The 18,376-nt window shown below is 58.2% G+C and carries 16 protein-coding genes and 1 tRNA gene; 8 read left to right on the forward strand and 9 right to left on the reverse strand.

What is annotated here, in order from left to right; all coding sequences use genetic code 11:
* The first annotated feature begins 159 nt into the window (after window positions 1–159).
* Complete coding sequence (locus ACZA91_RS11430; protein ID WP_099533641.1) at window positions 160–729, forward strand: ATP-binding protein; 570 nt, start codon at window positions 160–162, stop codon at window positions 727–729.
* On the opposite strand, the gene ACZA91_RS11435 is transcribed toward ACZA91_RS11430, so the two are convergent.
* From ACZA91_RS11435 to ACZA91_RS11445, 3 genes are all read right to left on the reverse strand, one after another.
* The gene (locus ACZA91_RS11435; RefSeq protein WP_463182384.1) at window positions 726–1,022 is read right to left on the reverse strand and encodes a DUF6439 family protein; all 297 of its coding nucleotides are present in this window, start codon (window positions 1,020–1,022) and stop codon (window positions 726–728) included. The two genes, ACZA91_RS11430 and ACZA91_RS11435, sit on opposite strands and share 4 nt — an antisense overlap.
* 437 nt (window positions 1,023–1,459) lie before the next feature.
* Window positions 1,460–1,687 (reverse strand): ferredoxin-thioredoxin reductase variable chain, encoded by a 228-nt coding sequence (locus ACZA91_RS11440; protein ID WP_099535277.1) that lies wholly within the window; start codon window positions 1,685–1,687, stop codon window positions 1,460–1,462.
* Window positions 1,688–1,889: 202 nt separating this feature from the next.
* Window positions 1,890–3,884 (reverse strand): PP2C family protein-serine/threonine phosphatase, encoded by a 1,995-nt coding sequence (locus ACZA91_RS11445; RefSeq protein ID WP_463182385.1) that lies wholly within the window; start codon window positions 3,882–3,884, stop codon window positions 1,890–1,892.
* Between the two features lie 104 nt (window positions 3,885–3,988).
* Here ACZA91_RS11445 and ACZA91_RS11450 point away from each other — a divergent pair, with 104 nt between their 5' ends.
* From ACZA91_RS11450 to ACZA91_RS11460, 3 genes are all read left to right on the forward strand, one after another.
* The gene (locus ACZA91_RS11450; protein WP_242026304.1) at window positions 3,989–4,585 is read left to right on the forward strand and encodes an NfeD family protein; all 597 of its coding nucleotides are present in this window, start codon (window positions 3,989–3,991) and stop codon (window positions 4,583–4,585) included.
* A complete protein-coding gene (locus tag ACZA91_RS11455; protein WP_199291484.1) occupies window positions 4,585–5,523 on the forward strand; it encodes an SPFH domain-containing protein in 939 nt (312 codons plus the stop codon). The genes ACZA91_RS11450 and ACZA91_RS11455 overlap by 1 nt, the downstream gene beginning before the upstream one ends.
* A gap of 312 nt (window positions 5,524–5,835) precedes the next feature.
* Window positions 5,836–6,768 (forward strand): N-acetylmuramoyl-L-alanine amidase, encoded by a 933-nt coding sequence (locus ACZA91_RS11460; RefSeq protein ID WP_190528008.1) that lies wholly within the window; start codon window positions 5,836–5,838, stop codon window positions 6,766–6,768.
* Between the two features lie 271 nt (window positions 6,769–7,039).
* Here ACZA91_RS11460 and map read toward each other — a convergent pair whose 3' ends face one another.
* Together map and ACZA91_RS11470 are read right to left on the reverse strand one after the other, a co-directional pair.
* On the reverse strand, window positions 7,040–7,882 hold the full coding sequence (gene map, locus ACZA91_RS11465) for a type I methionyl aminopeptidase (protein WP_099535267.1): 843 nt from the start codon (window positions 7,880–7,882) through the stop codon (window positions 7,040–7,042).
* A 177-nt stretch (window positions 7,883–8,059) separates the two neighbouring features.
* Window positions 8,060–8,491: a plastocyanin/azurin family copper-binding protein gene (locus ACZA91_RS11470; RefSeq protein WP_190532178.1), complete on the reverse strand. Its 432-nt coding sequence runs from the start codon at window positions 8,489–8,491 to the stop codon at window positions 8,060–8,062.
* Between the two features lie 773 nt (window positions 8,492–9,264).
* Between ACZA91_RS11470 and ACZA91_RS11475 the strand changes: the two genes are divergently transcribed.
* Both ACZA91_RS11475 and ACZA91_RS11480 read left to right on the forward strand, forming a co-directional pair.
* Entirely contained in the window at window positions 9,265–10,224 is a 960-nt protein-coding gene (locus ACZA91_RS11475) for a hypothetical protein (protein WP_099535259.1), read from the forward strand.
* A gap of 95 nt (window positions 10,225–10,319) precedes the next feature.
* Window positions 10,320–11,324 carry a pentapeptide repeat-containing protein gene (locus tag ACZA91_RS11480; protein WP_190354576.1) on the forward strand — a complete coding sequence of 335 codons (1,005 nt, stop codon included), beginning with the start codon at window positions 10,320–10,322 and terminating at the stop codon, window positions 11,322–11,324.
* A gap of 23 nt (window positions 11,325–11,347) precedes the next feature.
* On the opposite strand, the gene hisG is transcribed toward ACZA91_RS11480, so the two are convergent.
* The 4 genes from hisG to ACZA91_RS11500 all read right to left on the reverse strand — a co-directional run bounded on the left by hisG (window position 11,348) and on the right by ACZA91_RS11500 (window position 13,249).
* Window positions 11,348–11,992: an ATP phosphoribosyltransferase gene (gene hisG, locus ACZA91_RS11485; RefSeq protein WP_099535255.1), complete on the reverse strand. Its 645-nt coding sequence runs from the start codon at window positions 11,990–11,992 to the stop codon at window positions 11,348–11,350.
* Window positions 11,993–12,135: 143 nt separating this feature from the next.
* The gene (locus ACZA91_RS11490) at window positions 12,136–12,363 is read right to left on the reverse strand and encodes a DUF1049 domain-containing protein (protein ID WP_190354575.1); all 228 of its coding nucleotides are present in this window, start codon (window positions 12,361–12,363) and stop codon (window positions 12,136–12,138) included.
* A gap of 138 nt (window positions 12,364–12,501) precedes the next feature.
* Window positions 12,502–12,969 (reverse strand): CYTH domain-containing protein, encoded by a 468-nt coding sequence (locus ACZA91_RS11495; protein ID WP_190528010.1) that lies wholly within the window; start codon window positions 12,967–12,969, stop codon window positions 12,502–12,504.
* A gap of 207 nt (window positions 12,970–13,176) precedes the next feature.
* A tRNA-Ala gene (locus tag ACZA91_RS11500) sits at window positions 13,177–13,249 on the reverse strand.
* 249 nt (window positions 13,250–13,498) lie between these two features.
* Between ACZA91_RS11500 and ACZA91_RS11505 the strand changes: the two genes are divergently transcribed.
* Both ACZA91_RS11505 and ACZA91_RS11510 read left to right on the forward strand, forming a co-directional pair.
* Complete coding sequence (locus ACZA91_RS11505) at window positions 13,499–15,049, forward strand: efflux RND transporter periplasmic adaptor subunit (protein ID WP_463182386.1); 1,551 nt, start codon at window positions 13,499–13,501, stop codon at window positions 15,047–15,049.
* Between the two features lie 5 nt (window positions 15,050–15,054).
* On the forward strand, window positions 15,055–18,351 hold the full coding sequence (locus tag ACZA91_RS11510) for an efflux RND transporter permease subunit (RefSeq protein WP_190354573.1): 3,297 nt from the start codon (window positions 15,055–15,057) through the stop codon (window positions 18,349–18,351).
* Window positions 18,352–18,376: the final 25 nt, after the last annotated feature.

An 18,376-nucleotide genomic window follows, 5' to 3' on the forward strand; every position in this document is an offset into this window, starting at 1 on the left:
TTCCATCGCTCGATTCGTCCATCGAGGGTGCGATCGTTCGGTGCTTTGGCCCTCCGGTCAGCATTGCCCAATCCCTTAACTTTCTTGGGCTAATTGGCTGTCCCTGCCTCAGTTCCGCTCGGTATTTCTGGTCGTCCAAATGCTCTGTCTCCAGTTGTGATGGCCCCCACAGTTCGCCAAGAAAAACATCAGTGGCGCAAGCTGAGTTTCCCTTCAACGCTGCATTTGTGCCCTGTTCTGGATTTGTTAGTGGAAGATGTCCCGGAGCCTTGGCGCTTTGAAGTGCGCCTTGGGTTACAGGAGGCTTTGGTCAATGCGGTGAAGCATGGTAATGGCCTTGATCCGGGAAAACGAGTGTGTGTTCACTTTTCTGCTCGCAGCCACCGCTACTGGTGGATGATTGCCGATCGGGGGGGAGGATTTAAGCCCCCTTGTTGTTGCCATGCGCCGCCGTTGCCACCCGTGGCCATGGATGCGGATCTGGATGATGTGACTATGGATTTGGATGCGGTGGAAGACTTGCTGCCGGGTAACGAGGGGGAATGCGGCCGCGGTTTGTTCATCCTGCATCAAGTGTTCGATCGGGTGGAGTGGCAGGAAGGCGGCCGCGTGTTGCATCTGTACAAGGAAACGGATCCGATCCGGGTCTCGAAACGGCAGCGGTTGGCCCAAGCGGCCCAAGGTTTGCGGGCCAGTTTGCGAGAACGCTATGTGGCGCTAGTGCGTTAGCGACCATGATCCGGGCAGGGCGGGGCGCTCACGGTGCGATCGAGCCATCCCGCCGCCTGCTGCAAATGCTCTAGGGCCATTTGGGGTTGGTCGCGCAACAGGGCCACCAAGGCCGCCGCCGCCTGTTCCCGGGCCCGGATCGATCGATTGCCCTTTTGTCGATGCCAATCCCCGTTGCCCAGCGCCAAACGCGATGTGAGCACCTGCGCCAGTTCTAAATCGGTCAGCTCTTGACAGGACTTGGCTTCCAGGGGGTTGGTAATCGGCTGGTGGGCAAAAAGGGAAGGTTTCATGGGTTGCTCGATCGCCCAATTGAAGCTGGGGGCAAGAAATCAAGAAATGTTGCCTTCAGTGTGGCGACCTTTCCCAAAAAAATCAAATCTAATTACTGATCCCAACCATGGGATCCAAACCATTTGTCCAAGCTACCAGAGACAGGCGGCTTAGGGCCTGTCGTCAAATCGCCCAAAACCCTGACGATCTCATCCTCCCAACCGATCAGTCGTAGGGGCGGGGTCTCCCCGCCCAGTCCCCGCCCAGCCCCCGCGATCCTTGGGTGTTCCCAGGGGTGGATAGGGTTGTAGCGATCGCCCGGGTTAGGGTTGGGAGACCCAACCCCTACGGCGATGGAAATATGGAAAAGGCGATATCCCCTAAGCCCCTTGCCCCCTGATCGCGAAATGATCGGCAATTTCGAGGCCACGATCGGCTCAGGTTACTGGTTGCGCAATTACGATTCCACGATCGTTAATTCACCATCCCGAAAATGGCCGCGAAACTTCCCTTCAAATTGCACCAGGAAAGGAAAGTTGGCGCTGACGGGGCGGCCCTGGTGCTCGGTGACGATCGCAATGATTTCCCCTTCCTTGCCTTCCAAGTTGTAGGGTTTGCCCCGATGCTCCGGGTAGTGGTAGACCTCTACGGTGGTGCTGACACGCACGCGATCGCCGACTTTCATAACCTCTGACAGCTCGCTAATAAACTTGGGTGGTTGAGCACGATCTGGAATGCCCAGAACGCAGGATTACCTACGTGGCGTTCGGTTCCAGTCGCGATTTTGGTCGTGATTCTGGATTTTCCCACACAAACCGCAGCGGAAACGGGTGATTAAGAGATCAATAACTAGCCATCAAAAAACTAGCCATCAAAAAATTCACGGGCTAAGGGCCGGGAACGGGGAGTTCTTCGGTGGTGGTGTTGGGCGCAGGCGTGCCCGGCTGTGTGGAGCGGGTGGGTGCGGAGGGCGTACGGTCGGGATCGGGTCGATCGCCCCCGGAGGGACGCAGGGTGAGGGCCAAGGCGATCGCCCCCAAAATGACCAGGGCGATCGCGCCCAGCCCTATCCACTGGGGTTTGCTCAGGCCCGGGTGCGATCGGCGGCGACGCTGGGAACGGGGAGGACGGCTGGTGGTTTGCAACAGGGCTTGGGACGCTTCGGACATTTCCGATTCCCAGGTGGCTGGAGCCAGGGCCACGGCTTCGGGGGCCGCCGTCCAGGGATCGGGAATGCCCACGTTCAGGGGACTGAGACGACAAAGCAGGGCCACAGCGGTGGTGTTGTCGCTGCCATTGGTGGCGACGGCGGCGGCCACCCAGGCCTTGAGGGTTTCGTTGAGCGATCGCGTGCCGGTCACAATTCCCAATCCATATTCCCGCCAGCTTTGTTCCACCCAACCCTGATCGCTGAACCCATCGGAACAAAGCAACAGCAGCCCATCCTCATCCACAATCCAGCGCTGAACATGGGGTTGCAGATTGTCCGCTTCCTTCGCTCCCAAGGCCTGGGCGATCGCGCTGCCATTGGGTTGGTTTAGGGCTTCGCGATAGGAACGGAAACCGGTTTCTGCTTCGCGGCCCGCCAGGTCGTCATCCACCGTCAAGGGAATGCAGCCGCCCATGGAAATCCAATAGGCTCGGCAGTCGCCCACATGAGCAATGTAGAGATCGCGGGCAATGGTGGTTTGCTCCACGAAGGGGGGCCGCAGGGGTTGGGGCAGGGCGATTGCCAGGGCGGCGGTGGTGGCCATCCGCTGGCGGGCTTCCCGGCCTTGGCTGTCGTTTTGGGTGGCAATCAGATTGTTGGCTACCCGCAGCATGGCCCGAATCTGTTCCGTGGCGATCGGGGCTTCGATCGATTCGCCACTTGTAATCGCCTCGGAAATCAAAGCTTGGGCCTGCAATTGCAACGACTGCATGGCCATTTGGCTGGCCACTTCACCTCGTTCGCGCCCACCCAACCCATCGCAAACAATTGCAACGCCGGGATCGATCGCCCCCACGGGCGGCAAGGGCGAAAAGGTGTCGGGATAGCAGGTGTCCTCGTTGTTCGATCGCTGGCGGCCCGGATCCGTCAGGCCCGCTGCGATCACCGTCAAATCGTATTGGGCTTGGGTTTCTTGGATCAGGCGATCGAGCAGGGTGGCCGCTCCGGCCGGATTCAACGCGCCTTGGCGAATTTGGGTACACCAGTCCTGAAGCCGAACCCCCAGCAGGGCATCATTTTCCGTCGAGACCTGCGGCAACCAACCGGTGAGCCAAGCAAACCACAAATCCCCCAACCGCCGAAAATTCCCTTCCCAATCGGCCTCATCGGCCATCAACTCCCGTAGCCACAAACGCCCCCCCTGAATCCGCACGTTTTGCAACGAAAGCAGGCTGGCCGTCACCCCTTCCGCTGCCAAGGCGGGCCATAGGTCTAACAGTTGCCGCAACCAGTGGAGCCGCCGCAGATTCCGGGCCCCACCCCAAGCCTCATTAATGCTCGGGTAAGGTTGCCCCTGATCGTTCAGGGGAGCGTTTTCCAGCAGGATCGTATCGGGTGACTGATCACCCATTAAGCAAAGACCATAAAACTGAGGCAAGTGGCGGGCCCAGCGATGGAGCCGCAGATAGGGCAGGGCCCGATCGGGCAGTTGGGGCGGCACATCGGGCGATCGGGCCGGTTCCGTCTCCAGCCACACGGACGGTGCTTGCACGTAATAGCGCCCGGCCACCATGCTGCCCACCGGAATCGCTGCCGCCACTTCTCCCACGGCCCACAGGTAGCGATAGAGCAGCGGTGTTTGGCACTCGCTACAGCGCTCCCGCCCGATCGCGTTGCGAGGTTGGGCACAACTTGGATTTACGCAGTAGATGGGCGGCTCAAGTCCGTTCATTGCTGGCAAGCACAGTAGCGGATACCGCTCGATTGTATCCCTGGAATCTTCCGGATCCCGCCGATCCACGGATCCCAATTGATGAATCCAGTTGATTCAACTGGATGACTCCGTGGATCGATCGATTCAACAGTGTTCACCGTTCACCGGAAACGAATCAACGGGCCCCATCAACAGGACAGCCCAAAACCCGAAAGCTAGAATGGCCTCAGACCGGTCGGCTCTTGCCACCCCTCCCTTCTGAACAGCCGGTTCCTATGTCCTTAACCACCCTTTGGATCCTGCTCGGTGCAGGGTTGTGTTTAGCAGAACTGTTTGTGCCCACGGCCTTTGTGGCGGCGGTGATGGGAGTCAGTGCGCTGGTGGTGGCTCTGGTGTCGGTGGTGTTGCCCAGTGCGCCCCTGCAAGTGGGGCTGTGGTTGGGGTTGTCGGTGGTGATGATTCGGGCGGCCCGGCAATGGCTCGATCGCCCCGCCCCGAAGCAACATTGGGACGCGATCGAGGGGCAAACCCTCACCGCGATCGCCCCCGGCCAACCCGGCCGCGTCCTCTATGAAGGACAATCCTGGGCCGCCCGTTGCCAAGACACCAGCCAAGCGATCGCCCCGCAAACCCCTGTGTATATCGTTGGCCGCCAGGGGACAACCCTGTGGGTGCTACCGATCGAGCATTGGCCAGACAACCTAGAACCAGAGGCATAATGAGCACTTTCCTGATCCTTGCCCTCGCCCTGGGCGGCACAGCCCTCTCGGGCATCAAAATCATCAACCAGGGTGATGAAGCCTTGGTGGAGCAGTTGGGAAAATACAAGGGAAAACGCCTGGAACCGGGCATTAACTACGTGATTCCCGTGCTGGAGCGTGTGGCCTATCGGCAAACCTTGCGGGAACGGGTGATTGATATTCCGCCCCAGCAATGCATCACCAGGGACAACGTGAGCATTACGGCCGATGCCGTGGTCTATTGGCGAGTGGTGGATCTCGAGAAATCCTTTTATAAGGTTGAAAATCTGCAAATGGCCATGACGAATTTGGTGTTGACCCAGATTCGATCGGAAATGGGCAAGTTAGAACTGGATGAAACCTTCACCGCCCGGGAACGGGTTAACGAAGTTCTGCTTCAGGATCTGGACATCGCCACGGATCCTTGGGGTGTGAAGGTGACCCGGGTGGAACTACGCGACATCATTCCCTCCAAGGCCGTGCAGGAATCGATGGAGTTGCAAATGTCCGCCGAGCGACGCAAACGGGCGGCCATTCTCACCTCGGAAGGGGAGCGGGAATCGGCGGTGAACTCCGCCCGCGGCCAAGCGGAGGCCCAAGTGCTGGAGGCGGAAGCTCGGCAAAAGGCGGCGATTTTGGCAGCGGAGGGGGAACGTCAGGCGATCGTGCTGAAGGCCCGGGCTGACCAAGAGCGGCAGGTGCTGCAAGCCCAGGCCACGGCGCAGGCCCTGAAAATTGTGGCCCAGTCACTTCAGCAAGATCCCAAGGCAGCGGAGGCCCTGCAATTTCTGATCGCCCAAAGCTATTTGGCGACGGGCCAGGCGATCGGCAGCAGCAACAGCAGCAAGGTGATGTTCATGGATCCGCGCAATATTTTGTCCACCCTCGAAAGCCTGAAGACATTGACGGGCGATTAAGCATAGGGGGCGATCGGGCGGCGGCTCCAATGCGCGATCGAGCCAATCCCTCAGCCCTTACCACTCATCAACGGTTCATCAACTTGCACCAGTGGTCTCAGGCGCTTGGGCAATCTTCCGGCCCTGCGCTTAAATGGGGGCGGGACTTGCGGCGCTCGGCCTTGGATCGATCGGAATGGATCGGGATCGGTCAGGATCGATCGGGACTGGATGGATTCTGGGTTTGGATCTGGACTCGGATCGAGTCGATCGAGCCGTTGCGACCATTTCCCAATCAGCTTCCCCGGGACTCAGCGAGGCATTGACCCAACCATGAAGTACGGAATCGACATTGGCCACAACGCCCCTCCCGACACGGGGGCACGCGGCATCCGGTTTGAAGACGAGCTGACCATGGCCGTTGGCACAAGGGTGATCAACAAGTTGCGGGCCTTGGGGCATACGGTGGTGAATTGCTCACCGCGTAGCGCCTCCAGCGTCACCAACTCCCTTTGGCAGCGCTGTAATGTGGCAAATCTCAACCGGGTTGATGCGTTTGTGTCGATTCACTTCAACTCCTTCAACACGGTGGTGAGTGGTACGGAAGTTTTTGCGGCCAGCGCCACGGGCGAACGGTTGGCGGCTCCCGTGCTTCGCGAAATTGTGGCCCTGGGGTTCAACAGCCGTGGGGTCAAAAATGGCGCACATTTATACGTGATTCGCAACACGTCTGCGCCGGCCATCTTGGTGGAATGCTGTTTTTGCGATTCTCGTCGGGATATGGATTTGTTTGATCCCGAAAAGATGGCTAACGCGATCGTGAAGGGGTTAACGGGACAATTACCCAAGCCGGAGCCAACCCCAACCCCGGTGCAGTCCAGTGCCCAGGTTTTGGAATTGCAGCGCACCTTGAACCGGCTCCGAATTTTGGATCGCAACAACCAGCGCCTAGCCGAAGATGGGTTCATTGGCCCGTCCACCACATCGGCCACCCAACGATTGCAGGCGATTTTGGGTTTGGTGACGGATGGGGTGGCTGGCGATCGCACCTGGGTGAACATTCGGCAAATTTTGGCCAAGCCGATTTTGCGGCCCAACCAAACCTCCGGCCCCGCTGTGCGCTACTTGCAATTTCGGGTGGGCGTGGCGATCGATGGCATCTATGGCCCCGGAACTCTGGATGCGGTGCGCCGTTTCCAAACCCAAAACCGCCTGACGGTGGATGGCATTGTGGGGCCGCAGGCTTGGGCTGCCCTGATTGGCTAGCGGAATGGGCCTCAAGGCCTGAGTAATCACGATCGCCCGCTCATGCACTAGAAAACATAAAGAGGCCGATCAATTGCCCATGAATAGCAATCGATCGGCCTGGCTAAGGGCTTGGGTTTCCCAACCTTTGCTCGGTTGTTGAGCAGTCGCCGAGACTGAATCCCAGCATTCAAGCCCGAAACTTCAAAATTGCAACTTCAAGGCCGGCCCTCGATTCAGCGGCCGGCTCCAAGCCGGCCACGATTTAAACCTTTTTAAACCTTTGTGGCAGCTAAACCTTGGTGCGATCGGTCAAAATCTCAAAGCCATCCTCCGTCACCAGCACCGTATGCTCCCACTGGGCTGACCAGGAGCGATCGACCGTTACGGCCGTCCACTTGTCACTCAAAATTTTGGTTTTCTTGGAACCCGCATTCAAAATCGGCTCGATCGCCAGGGTCATCCCCGCCCGCAGCCGCACATTCGGCAGCTCACGGGTTCGGAAATTAAACACCGCCGGTTCTTCGTGCAGGTTGCGCCCCACGCCGTGACCGGTGAAATCTTCCACCACCGAGTAGCCATTGGCCTTCACCACGTCCTCGATCGCCCCGGCAATGTCCAGCAGCGTTCCACCGGGTTTCACCTGATGAATTCCGGCAAACAAGGCTTCTTCAGCAACTCGTGCCAGGCGATCGGCCTCCGGAGAGACCTGCCCCACCCGCACCGTCACACAGGAATCGCCATGGAACCCGTTGAAATAGGCTCCCGTGTCTACCTTCACAAGGTCACCACTTTGGATCGTCTTTTTCGAGTTGGGAATTCCATGCACCACTTCATTATTAATGGAGGCGCAAATGGAAGCTGGGAACCCGTGATAGCCCTTGAAGCTGGGCACAGCTCCCATTTCACGAATTCGCTTTTCTGCGTGGCGATCGAGGTCAGCCGTGGTCATGCCCGGTTCTGCCAACTCCAGAATTTCCTTCAGCACCGTTGCCACGATCGCCGAAGCCTGCCGCATGATCTCGATCTCGCGCTTCGATTTGATTTCAATACCCCGGCGATTTTTTTGAATGCGCGGGCCCGTTTGCGAGTCGGCAGGCTTGGACTTGGGCAGCAGGTCGGCAAAAACGTTCATGGTGTTAGCAGGTGGTGTTAGCGATCGAAGCGACAGTGGGGAAGGCAATGTCCCTCTAGAGCTTATCAAAAAACTTTACAAGCCTGGGGGACTCTGGCCGGGGCTGGGTAACAGCCGGGTGCTTGCCCAACCGCAAGCGGCGATCGCCCGTCAAAGCCCCGGGGAGGTCAAGGCTCCCTACTGAATCAAAATTTCGCCGGTCATGCCCGCCGCCTGGTGGCCAGGCACGGTGCAACGGAGGGTATATTTGCCCGATCGCACCGGCACAAACACCCAATCGGCCACCGTGTTAGGGCGCAACTCCAACTCATGGATCGCGCCCTTCACCTCCACGTTGCCCGCATCGACCTTCTGCGACCAAATGGCATCGGCAAAATCTTTGGCCGTGAAATAGTGTTTGGTGGGGCTGTTGTTGCTCAGGCGCAGTTTGTAGCGCTTGCCGGCCTCGAAGGTCAATTGATTGGGCACAAAGCGCAATTCTCCAGAAGTGGTTCCCAGTTCCACGGCCACTTCCACGGGGGGTTGCTGACTTAAGGCCACGGCCGGAGCGGCCCAAGCCGGTGCGCACCCAATTCCCGTCAGCCACAGCCCAGCAATCAGCAATGGCATCAGGATCGATATCAGGATCGATCGCCCGATCGCTCGTTTGGCTGTTTTGAACCCCAGTTGCGTCTTAGCAAGTAAGGTTGTCCTTGTTGACGCATGGGAATCGATCGGAAAAAATGTCAATTTCCGTAAGTTCTGAATTTTCATACTCCTAATTTCCCAATTCTCGAAAAGGTGATTCAATCAAACTGGGTTACCTCGCCATTTTCTTGATCTTTGATTAATCAACAAATCAATAACCCATTCAATGATTGAGAAACAGTCAAAAACATCTTTCAAAACAAGACAAAAAAGCCCGGAGCTCGATTTTGGTAATGAATTGGATCGATTACCCCACGGCCCTAATTGTCCTAAATCTAGTGTAGGACGGGTTGGTGGCTTCACAAATGGTGAATCACTGCACAGGAGTGCGGTTACTGACTAAAAAACAAGATTGGAAAACCACGTGCGAGATCGATATTGGTGGATCGATCTCGCCAGGGTAAGGCATACTCAAAGTGACCCTTGACCATGCCACTTCTCCCGAACAGCCGCCCTGTGCTCTGAACAGTCTGCAAGAGCACAGCGTTTGTTGTCTAATTCCTGATGTAATGGAGGAGATTTGCATGATTGGCGGTAATCGACGGACTGTTGCGCTCATTGCCCTGGATGATGCTGATGCTGCCAAAAGCGACTGGTAAGCTCCCGTTATCGCCCTGGTTCGACTGCGATCGACTCAATTTGGGTGCAGCCCGATTTCCTCTCCCTGGACTCTCGCGTTTTGACCCCTTGGCCCTATGAGCGATATTCCCTCCATCCTCCAAGACCTCGCACGGGAGTTAGAACGCGACCCAGAAATTGTTCGCATTAAAAAACTGCTGCTGTTGGCTTGTACGGGCCACTGGGAAGGCGATAACCAGAAAATTGCCCTGCTTGATACGGGGCGGTTGCTGCAACGGCTGCAATCCTTGTCGCCCACGATGAATCATCTAACGACTCGGTTAAACCGGGCAGCAGCTCACCTGAATAAGCCTCAGGTGTATGGGGTAATTGCCAGTCGCATTAGCCAGCGGTTGGGAAATCTTTGTCATGATCCGGACGGGGAAGCCACCCTCACCAGCACGGAACCGCGTTTGCCGGTGGAGTCTGGAGACGAGCGGACGGTGCTGTCTTTTCAAGGCCCCAGCCAAAGCGCAGAGCCGGCGATTGTGGCTCGGGATCCATCCCAGGACACCATGACCAACCGGCCGGTGGTGAATTTGGCGGCTTACGATTGGTTTGCGGTGCGATTTGAATTATTGCGGGCCACAAACCCGTTGCGGGTGAAGATTCTCAGCTTTTTCACGCTGGATCCCCAAACTAGTTTCAATGCCTATACTTGGGCTTCTATTAAGTCGGAATTGCTCGATCGCCTGTTGTATCGGCTCTGCGAAGCTTGTCCAACCCTGGATGATTTGGAAGAACGCTTGCAAAGCACGGTGAATCGTTTCCCGGAAGTGGAAGAATATGCCCAGGCTGCGGAGTCAATGATTCGCGTGCTCGATCGAGCCATCTATTCAGCGGATCCGGAACCGAAACCCCTGGCCCAAGAATCCTTTGGTGCGACGGGACGTTTTCCGGGCTTTGAAATGTTTGGCGAGGCGGCGGAAAAAACGCAACTTAGCTCTGGCTTACCCATGGAAGCTGAGGATGAGGATGATGAGACAGAACGATCGATGTTTGCGATCGAAAATGTCTTTACCCGATCGCATCCCTAGGCACACTGAGGCTGACCTGAGCGATCGCCCTTGGCCCAGCTCTTCGCGCGGCCTGCAAAATTCCCTGTCTTCTTTCCTGGAAGCCCAACAGACCCATGGACGCACAAGCCATCTTGCAACGCTACAAAGCAGGTGAGACCAACTTCAGTGGCCTCAACCTGAGCGGCTGCAAACTGATTCGCGCGGATCTTGTGGGTGTGAATTTCACCGGAGCCGACCTCAGCCACGCCAATTTGATTTTGTCTTACCTCAATCGGGCGGTGCTGCGAGGGGCCAACTTAACCCACATCAAACTGAGCGGGGCCAACCTCGATCGCGCCAACCTGAGTGCGGCGAACTTGCGGGATGCGGACTTGCATGGGGCCCGGCTGGAAGCAGCCGACCTGCGCAACGTGAATCTTTCCCTGTCGATTTTGACCGATGCCAACCTGGTGGAGGCGGATTTGCGCAACGCCAACCTCAGCGGCATCAATGCCCGAGGAGCCTGCCTGCGGGGGGCCAATCTGCGCGAAGAAAAGCGGGTCTATCAAGGGGCCAACCTCCGGGGAGCCGATTTGAGCTTTGCAGACCTGCAAGGGGCGGATTTGTCTGGGGCGGATCTGACCCGTGCGAATTTGACGGGGGCCAATTTGCGGGAAACCGTCCTGCGCGGGGTGAACCTGATGGAAGCCAACCTGAGCGGAGCCATTTTGTGTAATGCGGCCCTCAGCGACAGCAACTTGGAGCGGGCCACGCTGCTTCAGGCAAATCTCACGAGTGTGCGGGCCGAGCGAACCATTTTCAATGAATGTAATCTCAACGGCAGTGTTTGTCAGATGGCGCTGTTTGCGGATGCTAAATTTGCCCACGCCAAGATGTTGCAGTCGGATTTTTCCTATGCACGCTTAACTCGGGCTGATTTGCGCCGGGCGGATCTGACCCGATCGAACCTGTCCCAGGCGGATTTGGTGGACTCGTTCTTGACGCGCACCAATTTGCGAGATGCCAACATGACCAAGGTGCTGTTAAATCGGGCGGAAATGAGCAGTGCAAACCTCAACGGCGCAAACTTGACCAACGCCACCATGCCCGACGGCCAAATTTATTATCAAAATTACTAAACTCCCTCAACCGACGACAGGCCCTAGGCCACCTGAGCCAGGGCCGATCGCAGCGCGTCCAAATAGCCCCCCACGTTGTAAGTGTTGAGGCGATAGCTCACCGGGTGGGCAATGAGTCGGGCTGTGCTTTCAAACAACACCTCAATTTCCACCAAGCCGTTCTCCTTGAGGGTGCGCCCCGTGGCCACCAAGTCCACGATCGCCTCAGACATGCCCGTGATCGGCCCCAACTCCACAGAGCCGTAAAGGGGCACAATCTCCACCGGTAGATCCAACGACTGGAAATATTCGCGGGCACAGCGCACAAACTTGGAGGCAATGCGGCTATGGGCCGGCAGGTCGATCGCCCGTTGATAGGGCCCATCCGCCTGGACTGCCACCGACATGCGACAGCCTCCAAAGCCCAAATCCAGCACGTTGGCAACGTTGGGCGCTTTTTCCCGCAGCACGTCGTAGCCCACAATGCCCAACTGCGCTTGGCCGCATTCCACATAAACCGGCACATCGCCATTGCGCACCAGCATGGCCCGCGCCGTGCCGGTGGGGTCGGTCACTTGCAGTTGGCGGTTGCTTTTGTCGAGCAGAACGCTGAAGTCTAGGCCCGCAGCGGCTAGCAATTGCACGCTATCGGCCAGAAGGGAGCCTTTGGGAATGGCGATGGTCAGCACAGGGCGATCGGGGGGTGGGATGGGGCAAGGTTTCGCCCGCCTATTGTATAGATCTATTTCCCGCGTGGCGCATCTTTTGTTTGGGTGTTTGTTTTTGCTTGGGTGTTTGTGTCCTTTGGGCTTCATTGCGGCCCAAGCTGGCGCTAACGTCGCTGACTCGATCGACCGCTGGGCAACAGGGGAAACAGACCTGCCACCACCACGCCCGCCCCAAATCCCGTTGCCAACAGAAAACCAAAGGGCATTTGCACGGTGCGAGATCCAAACCACTGCATGGAAACAAGGGTGGCGTTTTGGACGGAGATGAGAGCGATTCCGATCGTTCCTGTGGCCACAATCAGAGCGATCGTCAGATTGGCTAGTTTGCCCATTTTTTACCTGATTTTTGACCTATCGTTTGGACTGAATTTGGTATTTGCCATCGGGTGATTAAACAATTGCTTGAATTGCTTTCAATTAAACAATTGCTTAAAAAAACTGCCTGGAAAGCTACCAATCTGCCTTAAAAACTACCAAGTGCTGAAGGGGCGATCGGCTAAGGCAGAATTGCGATAGCGGGGATCATGAGACACTTCTTCACCAATCCAGTCTGGTAATTGCACCGGTCGATCGGGGCGATCGAGTTCAATTTCCGCCACGATGAGTCCTGCATTGCTGCCAAAAAATTCATCGATTTCCCAGCAACCTTCCGCACAGGGTAACCGATAGCGAACTTTGTCGATCGGGGGTGAAACACAGAGCGTTGCCAACATTTCCGTGGCATCAATAACGGGAATTTCGTATTCGTATTCCGATCGCGCCAGGCCATCGGTTTGGCCTTTGATGGTTAGAAATGCCCGATCGCCTGCAATGCGTGCCCGCACGGTGCGCACGGGATCCGACCACAGATAGCCCTGTTGGTAGCGTTTGCCCGGCTGGACAAGATCGCGCCAACGGTTCGATCGCACCAAAAATTTCCGCTCAATCTCGATCGCCATGGGAAGTAGCTGCTGATCAGGATATTGAGTCTGAATATTCAGCCTGGAGTGTTTAGTCTTGAATGTTCAGTTTGGAACCGCTTTGGAACCAGTTTGGAATATTCAGAACTGGGGCTTCAGATCTCCCCTAAATTCTCAGGGATCTCTTCAACCGTTTGGGTTTATTTTTAAGTTTATTGTTAGTTTGCTGTTCCTGAAGGAACGGGATGGAGCTAAGCGGATTCGAACCGCTGACCCCTTCAATGCCATTGAAGTGCTCTACCAACTGAGCTATAGCCCCGTTCAGCGAAGTTAATAATCGCCTAAAAGTTTGGATTCGTCAACCCAATCGACCAAATTTTTTTCGGCGGGATTGGGATCAGGTGCGCTAAGGTAGCACTGCTTCTGTAAAGAAGCATTACGAAATTAATCCTCCCGTCGATCGCGCCAGTCCGACTAGCCAATGGCACGAGCCATCGAGTCTTTCGGGGCGATCGGCTCCGGCAGAACTGCTCCACAGCTTTAACTGCTCCCATCAACTGATCGACCCATGAATAACCTTTCAGTTCCTCCAACGGTGTCCTTTGGGTTGCCGATCGGCTTGGATCGATCGCCCCAAAGGCGGTCTCGATCGGGTCGCTGTAATCACCGCCCTGGCCTTTTTGCAAAGCTTGGGTTTGAAACCGAGCCTGAAACGAATTCCCGCGTCAGGCTCGGTTTCATGCCCGTGACGCGGGGGCAACGACAATTTGGCCCACAGTCGATCCGGCGGCGGTGGCTCAGTGGCCTCTGTGGCTTGGCCCTGTTGGCCAGCGGTTGCCAAAACGCCATTCCCCCCAGCGATGCCCAACCGGCCCCGCCGGGAGCCGCCGATCGAGCGGGGCCGCCTTCGGTGGATGTGGCTTTGGCCAAAACCGCCACTCAGCAAACCACCCAGGACTATAGCGGGACGACTCAGCCCTTTCGAGAAGTGGCCGTGCGATCGCGGGTGGAAGGCTATGTGCTAGACATGCGATCGGACGTGGGGCAACCGGTGCGCCAAGGACAATTGTTGGCGCGAGTGGATGCACGGTTGTTGACCTCCGAGGCCGTGGAAGCCCAAGCGGAGGTTTCTGCTCGGGAGCTGGAAGTGGCCAGCAGCCAAGCCCAAATTGGCGAAGCCCAGGCCCGAGTGGGCGAAGCAGAACTGCAACTGCAACAGGCTAAGTCTGATCTCGATCGCCTGGAGCGGTTGTTTCGGGAAGGGGCGATCGCGGAGCAAAGTGTGGAAAATGCCCGCACGGCCGTGGGAACTGCCGCCAAAGCCCTCCAGGCCGCCCGCCAACAGGTGAAAACCCGCCAGCAAACCGTGGCCGTAGCCCGGCGCAGGGTGGCCGCCCAACAGGCGATTGCCGATCAGGCTCGCCAACGCCAGGATTTTGCCCTGGTGCGATCGCCCCTCAGCGGTCTTGTGCTGGCCAAGCTGCTGGAACCCGGCAGCCTGGCCCAACCGGGCAGTGAAATTATCCGCATTGGTGACTTTAGCCAGCTCAAGATTCTGGTGCGTCTGTCCGATCGGGCCCTGGCGGGTGTGCGGCTGGGGCAGGGGGCCCGAGTGCGGCTGGATGCCTTGCCGGGTCAAGAATTTACCGGGCGGGTCACGGCCATCTCTCCCTTGGGCGACGCGGTGGCTCGGCAAGTGCCCGTAGAAATCACCATTCCTAACCCCGATGGGCGCTTGGGGAGTGGACTGTTGGCCCGGGTGAGCTTTGCCCAGGCGGCCACCGCCCGAGTCACCATTCCCGAGCGGGCCTTGGCGGTGGCCGATCTGGCCGATCGCGCTCCCGGTGGGCCGGGGGGACGAGGGGGGCGTTCTGCCGGAGCTGGGCAATCCGCCGCCAACGCGCCTGCTCCCACCCAAGGCACGGTGTTTGTGGTGCAAGGGGAAGGAGAAGCCGTAACCGTTGCACCAAGGGTGGTGCAGTTGGGATCCCGGTTTGATGGCCAGGTGCAGGTGCTCTCGGGTCTGCAACCGGGCGATCGCTATGTCCTGCGCAGTAGCGGCCCCCTGGCCGCGGGCGATCGGGTGCGACTGAGTGCAATTTCTGAACCCGCGAGGTAAGGCAAATGTTTGATTCGCGGCCCACGGGCTTTAGTCTCAGCGCCCTGTCGATTCGTCGTCACATTGCCACCCTGATGTTGGCAGTGGCAGCGATCGTCCTCGGGGGCTTCTTCGTCAGCACCATGCAAGTGGACTTGCTGCCCTCCATCACCTATCCCCGGATTGGTTTACGGGCCGATGCACCGGGCGTGTCGCCGGAAGTGGCGATCGATGAAATCACCCGTCCGCTGGAGGAAGCCCTTTCCGCCACCGAAGGCGTGGTGCAGGTGTATTCCCAAACGCGAGAGGGTAGCATCAGTCTAGATTTATATTTCCAGCCGGGCGGCAACTTAGATCAGGCCCTGAATGATGCAACGGCGGCCTTTAACCGGGCCCGGGGCCGACTGCCGGACGCGGTGGAAAATGCTCGGCTGTTTAAATTTGACCCCTCCCAGTTACCGGTTTATGAGTTGGCGGTGACCTCCCCTGCCCAATCCCCTGCTCAGTTGCGGGTGTTTGCCGATGAGGAACTCTCGCGCGAGCTGAATGTGGTGGATGGGGTGGCCTCGGTGGATGTGTCCGGTGGGGTGGAAGAAGAGGTGCGGGTCACGCTGGATCTGCAACGGCTCCAGGCGATCGGGCTGGATCTGCAAACGGTGTTGGATGGCTTGAGCGATCGCAACCAAGATATTTCCGGTGGCCGAATCTATGCCCCCGATGGGGAACCCTTGACCCGGGCCACGGGCCGGTTTCGCAGTGCGGCTGAGTTAGCCCAATTGCCCTTTGTGGTGCGGAATGGCAACGGCAGCGCCCCCACCCAAACCGTGACCCTCAGCGACTTTGCCACGGTGGTGGATGGCACGGCGGAGCAGCGGGTGGAAGTGCGCTTGAATGGTCAGCCGTCGGTGAAGCTGAGTGTGCAAAAGCAGCCCGATGCCAACTCGATCGCCGTGGTGGCCGCCGTCAAACAGCGGCTTCAGGAACTGGCGGCCAATGGCACGATTCCGGCGGATGTGACCCTGTTGCCTACCCTAGATGAGTCGGTGTTTATTCAAAACGCTGTCTCCAACGTGATTTCCTCAGGCTTGATGGGGACAGGGTTGGCGGCCTTTGCGGTCTTTGTCTTTTTGGGATCCCTGCGCCAAACCCTGATTGTGTCGATTTCAATTCCGCTGGCCACCTTGGCGGCGGTGATTTTGATGCGGTTTTGGGGCCTGACGATCAACGTTTTCAGCTTGGGTGGTTTGGCCCTCGGTGTGGGGATTGTGGTGGATAACTCGATCGTGATGATGGAAGCGATCGTGGAAGGAACCCGCGCCAATGGCCGAGAGGTGGAGCCAGCGGAAGTGGTCGATCGGGCGATCGCCAGCAGCCAAGCGGTGGAGTCGGCCCTGTTGGCTTCCACAAGCACCAACTTGGTGGCCGTGTTGCCCTTTTTGTTCATTGGCGGGTTCATTGCCCTGCTGTTTAATGAACTGATTTTGACCATTAGCTTTGCGGTGGCGGCCTCAATTTTGGTGGCGGCCACGGTGGTTCCAGCTATGGCAGCGCGGTTGCTGGCGGTGCGTTGGTCGAGCGGGGTGGGTCGTTGGTGGCCCCTGCGGGCGTTCGATCGCTGGATGGATGGGGTGATGGTCAACTATGGCCGGCTGCTGGGCGGGCTAATGCGGGTGCGGCTGTTGGTGGTGTTGGTCATTGCCACGGCCCTCACGGTCAGCAGCCTGTCGGTGATTGGTTACATTCCCCAAGAAATCCTGCCGCGCATTGCCACGGGCCAGGCGCAATTGGTGGCGATCTTTCCACCCAGCACCACCCTGGAAACCAATCGCCAGGTGATGGAACGGGTTGACCAAATCCTGCGCCAACAGCCGGAAACGGAATACGCCTTCACCACGATCGGGGGATCCCTCTTTGGCAGCAACACCAACGAAAATCCCCTGCGCAGCACCAGCACCATCACCCTGAAACCGGGAGCCAATGTGGAAGCCTATGTGGAGCGGGTGAATCGGCAACTGCAAAAGCTGAATTTGGTGGATATTCGCCTGCGGTTGCGGCCCGGGGAAGTGCGGGGCTTGATTTTGAATAACTCGCCCGTGCGGGGGGCTGAGTTGGATGTGATTTTGCAGGGGAATGATCCGGCAGCCCTGGCACGGGCCGGGCGGCAGGTGTTGACAGCCCTTGATGAGCAAGCCACGCTGGCGGCCTTTCGTCCCGATGGCGATCGCCCGCAGCCGGAGGTGCAAATTCGCCCGGATCCCACCCGCTTGGCCGACCTGGATCTGGACATCACGGACATTGGTCGGGCGATCGAAACGGCGATTCAAGGTTCCGTGCCCACCCAATTGCAGCGGGGGAACCGGTTGGTTGATGTGCGCGTGCGGCTCGATCGCGCTGCCATCAGCAACCCCTCCCAACTGCTAGACCTGCCCCTGTTTGCCGGGGCTGATCGGCTCGTGCGCTTGGGCGAAGTGGCCAGCCTCGACAGCGCCCAAGCCCCCAGCGAAATTCAGCGGATTAACCAGCGATCGGTGTTTTTGGTGGCCGGGAACCTGAATCCCGGAGCCAGCCTCAGCGATGCCCTGGCGGAAGTGGATCAAATCCTCAGCAAGCTGGAGTTGCCTGCGGGGGTGACCCGGTTGCCCAGCCCCGCCGCCGAAAGCAATCGCCAAATCCAAGGAGCCTTGCCCCTGTTGGGTGGTTTGGCGGCCTTCCTGGTGTTTGTGGTGATGGCGGTGCAATACAACTCCCTAATTGACCCGCTGGTGATCATGTTTGCGATTCCCCTGGCGGTGGCCGGCGGGATTCTCGGTCTCTATTGGACTCAAACGGCGATCGGGGCCACGGTGGTGGTGGGCGCGGTGCTGTTGGTGGGGATCGTGGTGAATAACGCCATCATCATGGTAGAGCTGGCGAACCAACTGCGCGAACAATACCAACTCACCCGCAAAGCCGCGATCGTCCAGGCCGCACCCCAGCGGCTCCGCCCGATCCTGATGACCACGATCACCACGGTTTTGGGGATGTTGCCCATGGCCCTGGGCATGGGGGCTGGCGGAGAATTTCTGCAACCCTTGGGGATTGTGGTGTTTTCGGGGTTGTCTCTGGCCACGTTGCTGACCCTGTTCTTGATCCCCTGCCTTTATGTGTTGATGCATGAGTGGGTGACTTGGCCGGCGGCCTTGCTGAACCGCCGACCCCGGGCGATCGCCCCGGTGCTGGAAGGGCCCCTGGATGGCGAGCCAGAATTGGATCCGGTGACCGTTCCGATCGAACCGTCCGAAGCCGCCACAGCCGGAGATCGGCCGCCGGACTATACCCGTTAAACTCAGAGACCAACGGCGATTGCAA

The organism is Limnothrix sp. CMB-01 (genome assembly GCF_055193175.1).

Coding starts and splice junctions, on each gene's coding strand:
- ACZA91_RS11430 (WP_099533641.1), top strand. CDS start 160: ATGGCCCCCACAGTTCGCCAAGAAAAACATCAGTGGCGCAAGCTGAGT.
- ACZA91_RS11435 (WP_463182384.1), bottom strand. CDS start 1,022: ATGAAACCTTCCCTTTTTGCCCACCAGCCGATTACCAACCCCCTGGAA.
- ACZA91_RS11440 (WP_099535277.1), bottom strand. CDS start 1,687: ATGAAAGTCGGCGATCGCGTGCGTGTCAGCACCACCGTAGAGGTCTAC.
- ACZA91_RS11445 (WP_463182385.1), bottom strand. CDS start 3,884: ATGAACGGACTTGAGCCGCCCATCTACTGCGTAAATCCAAGTTGTGCC.
- ACZA91_RS11450 (WP_242026304.1), top strand. CDS start 3,989: ATGACTCCGTGGATCGATCGATTCAACAGTGTTCACCGTTCACCGGAA.
- ACZA91_RS11455 (WP_199291484.1), top strand. CDS start 4,585: ATGAGCACTTTCCTGATCCTTGCCCTCGCCCTGGGCGGCACAGCCCTC.
- ACZA91_RS11460 (WP_190528008.1), top strand. CDS start 5,836: ATGAAGTACGGAATCGACATTGGCCACAACGCCCCTCCCGACACGGGG.
- map (WP_099535267.1), bottom strand. CDS start 7,882: ATGAACGTTTTTGCCGACCTGCTGCCCAAGTCCAAGCCTGCCGACTCG.
- ACZA91_RS11470 (WP_190532178.1), bottom strand. CDS start 8,491: ATGCCATTGCTGATTGCTGGGCTGTGGCTGACGGGAATTGGGTGCGCA.
- ACZA91_RS11475 (WP_099535259.1), top strand. CDS start 9,265: ATGAGCGATATTCCCTCCATCCTCCAAGACCTCGCACGGGAGTTAGAA.
- ACZA91_RS11480 (WP_190354576.1), top strand. CDS start 10,320: ATGGACGCACAAGCCATCTTGCAACGCTACAAAGCAGGTGAGACCAAC.
- ACZA91_RS11490 (WP_190354575.1), bottom strand. CDS start 12,363: ATGGGCAAACTAGCCAATCTGACGATCGCTCTGATTGTGGCCACAGGA.
- ACZA91_RS11495 (WP_190528010.1), bottom strand. CDS start 12,969: ATGGCGATCGAGATTGAGCGGAAATTTTTGGTGCGATCGAACCGTTGG.
- ACZA91_RS11505 (WP_463182386.1), top strand. CDS start 13,499: ATGAATAACCTTTCAGTTCCTCCAACGGTGTCCTTTGGGTTGCCGATC.
- ACZA91_RS11510 (WP_190354573.1), top strand. CDS start 15,055: ATGTTTGATTCGCGGCCCACGGGCTTTAGTCTCAGCGCCCTGTCGATT.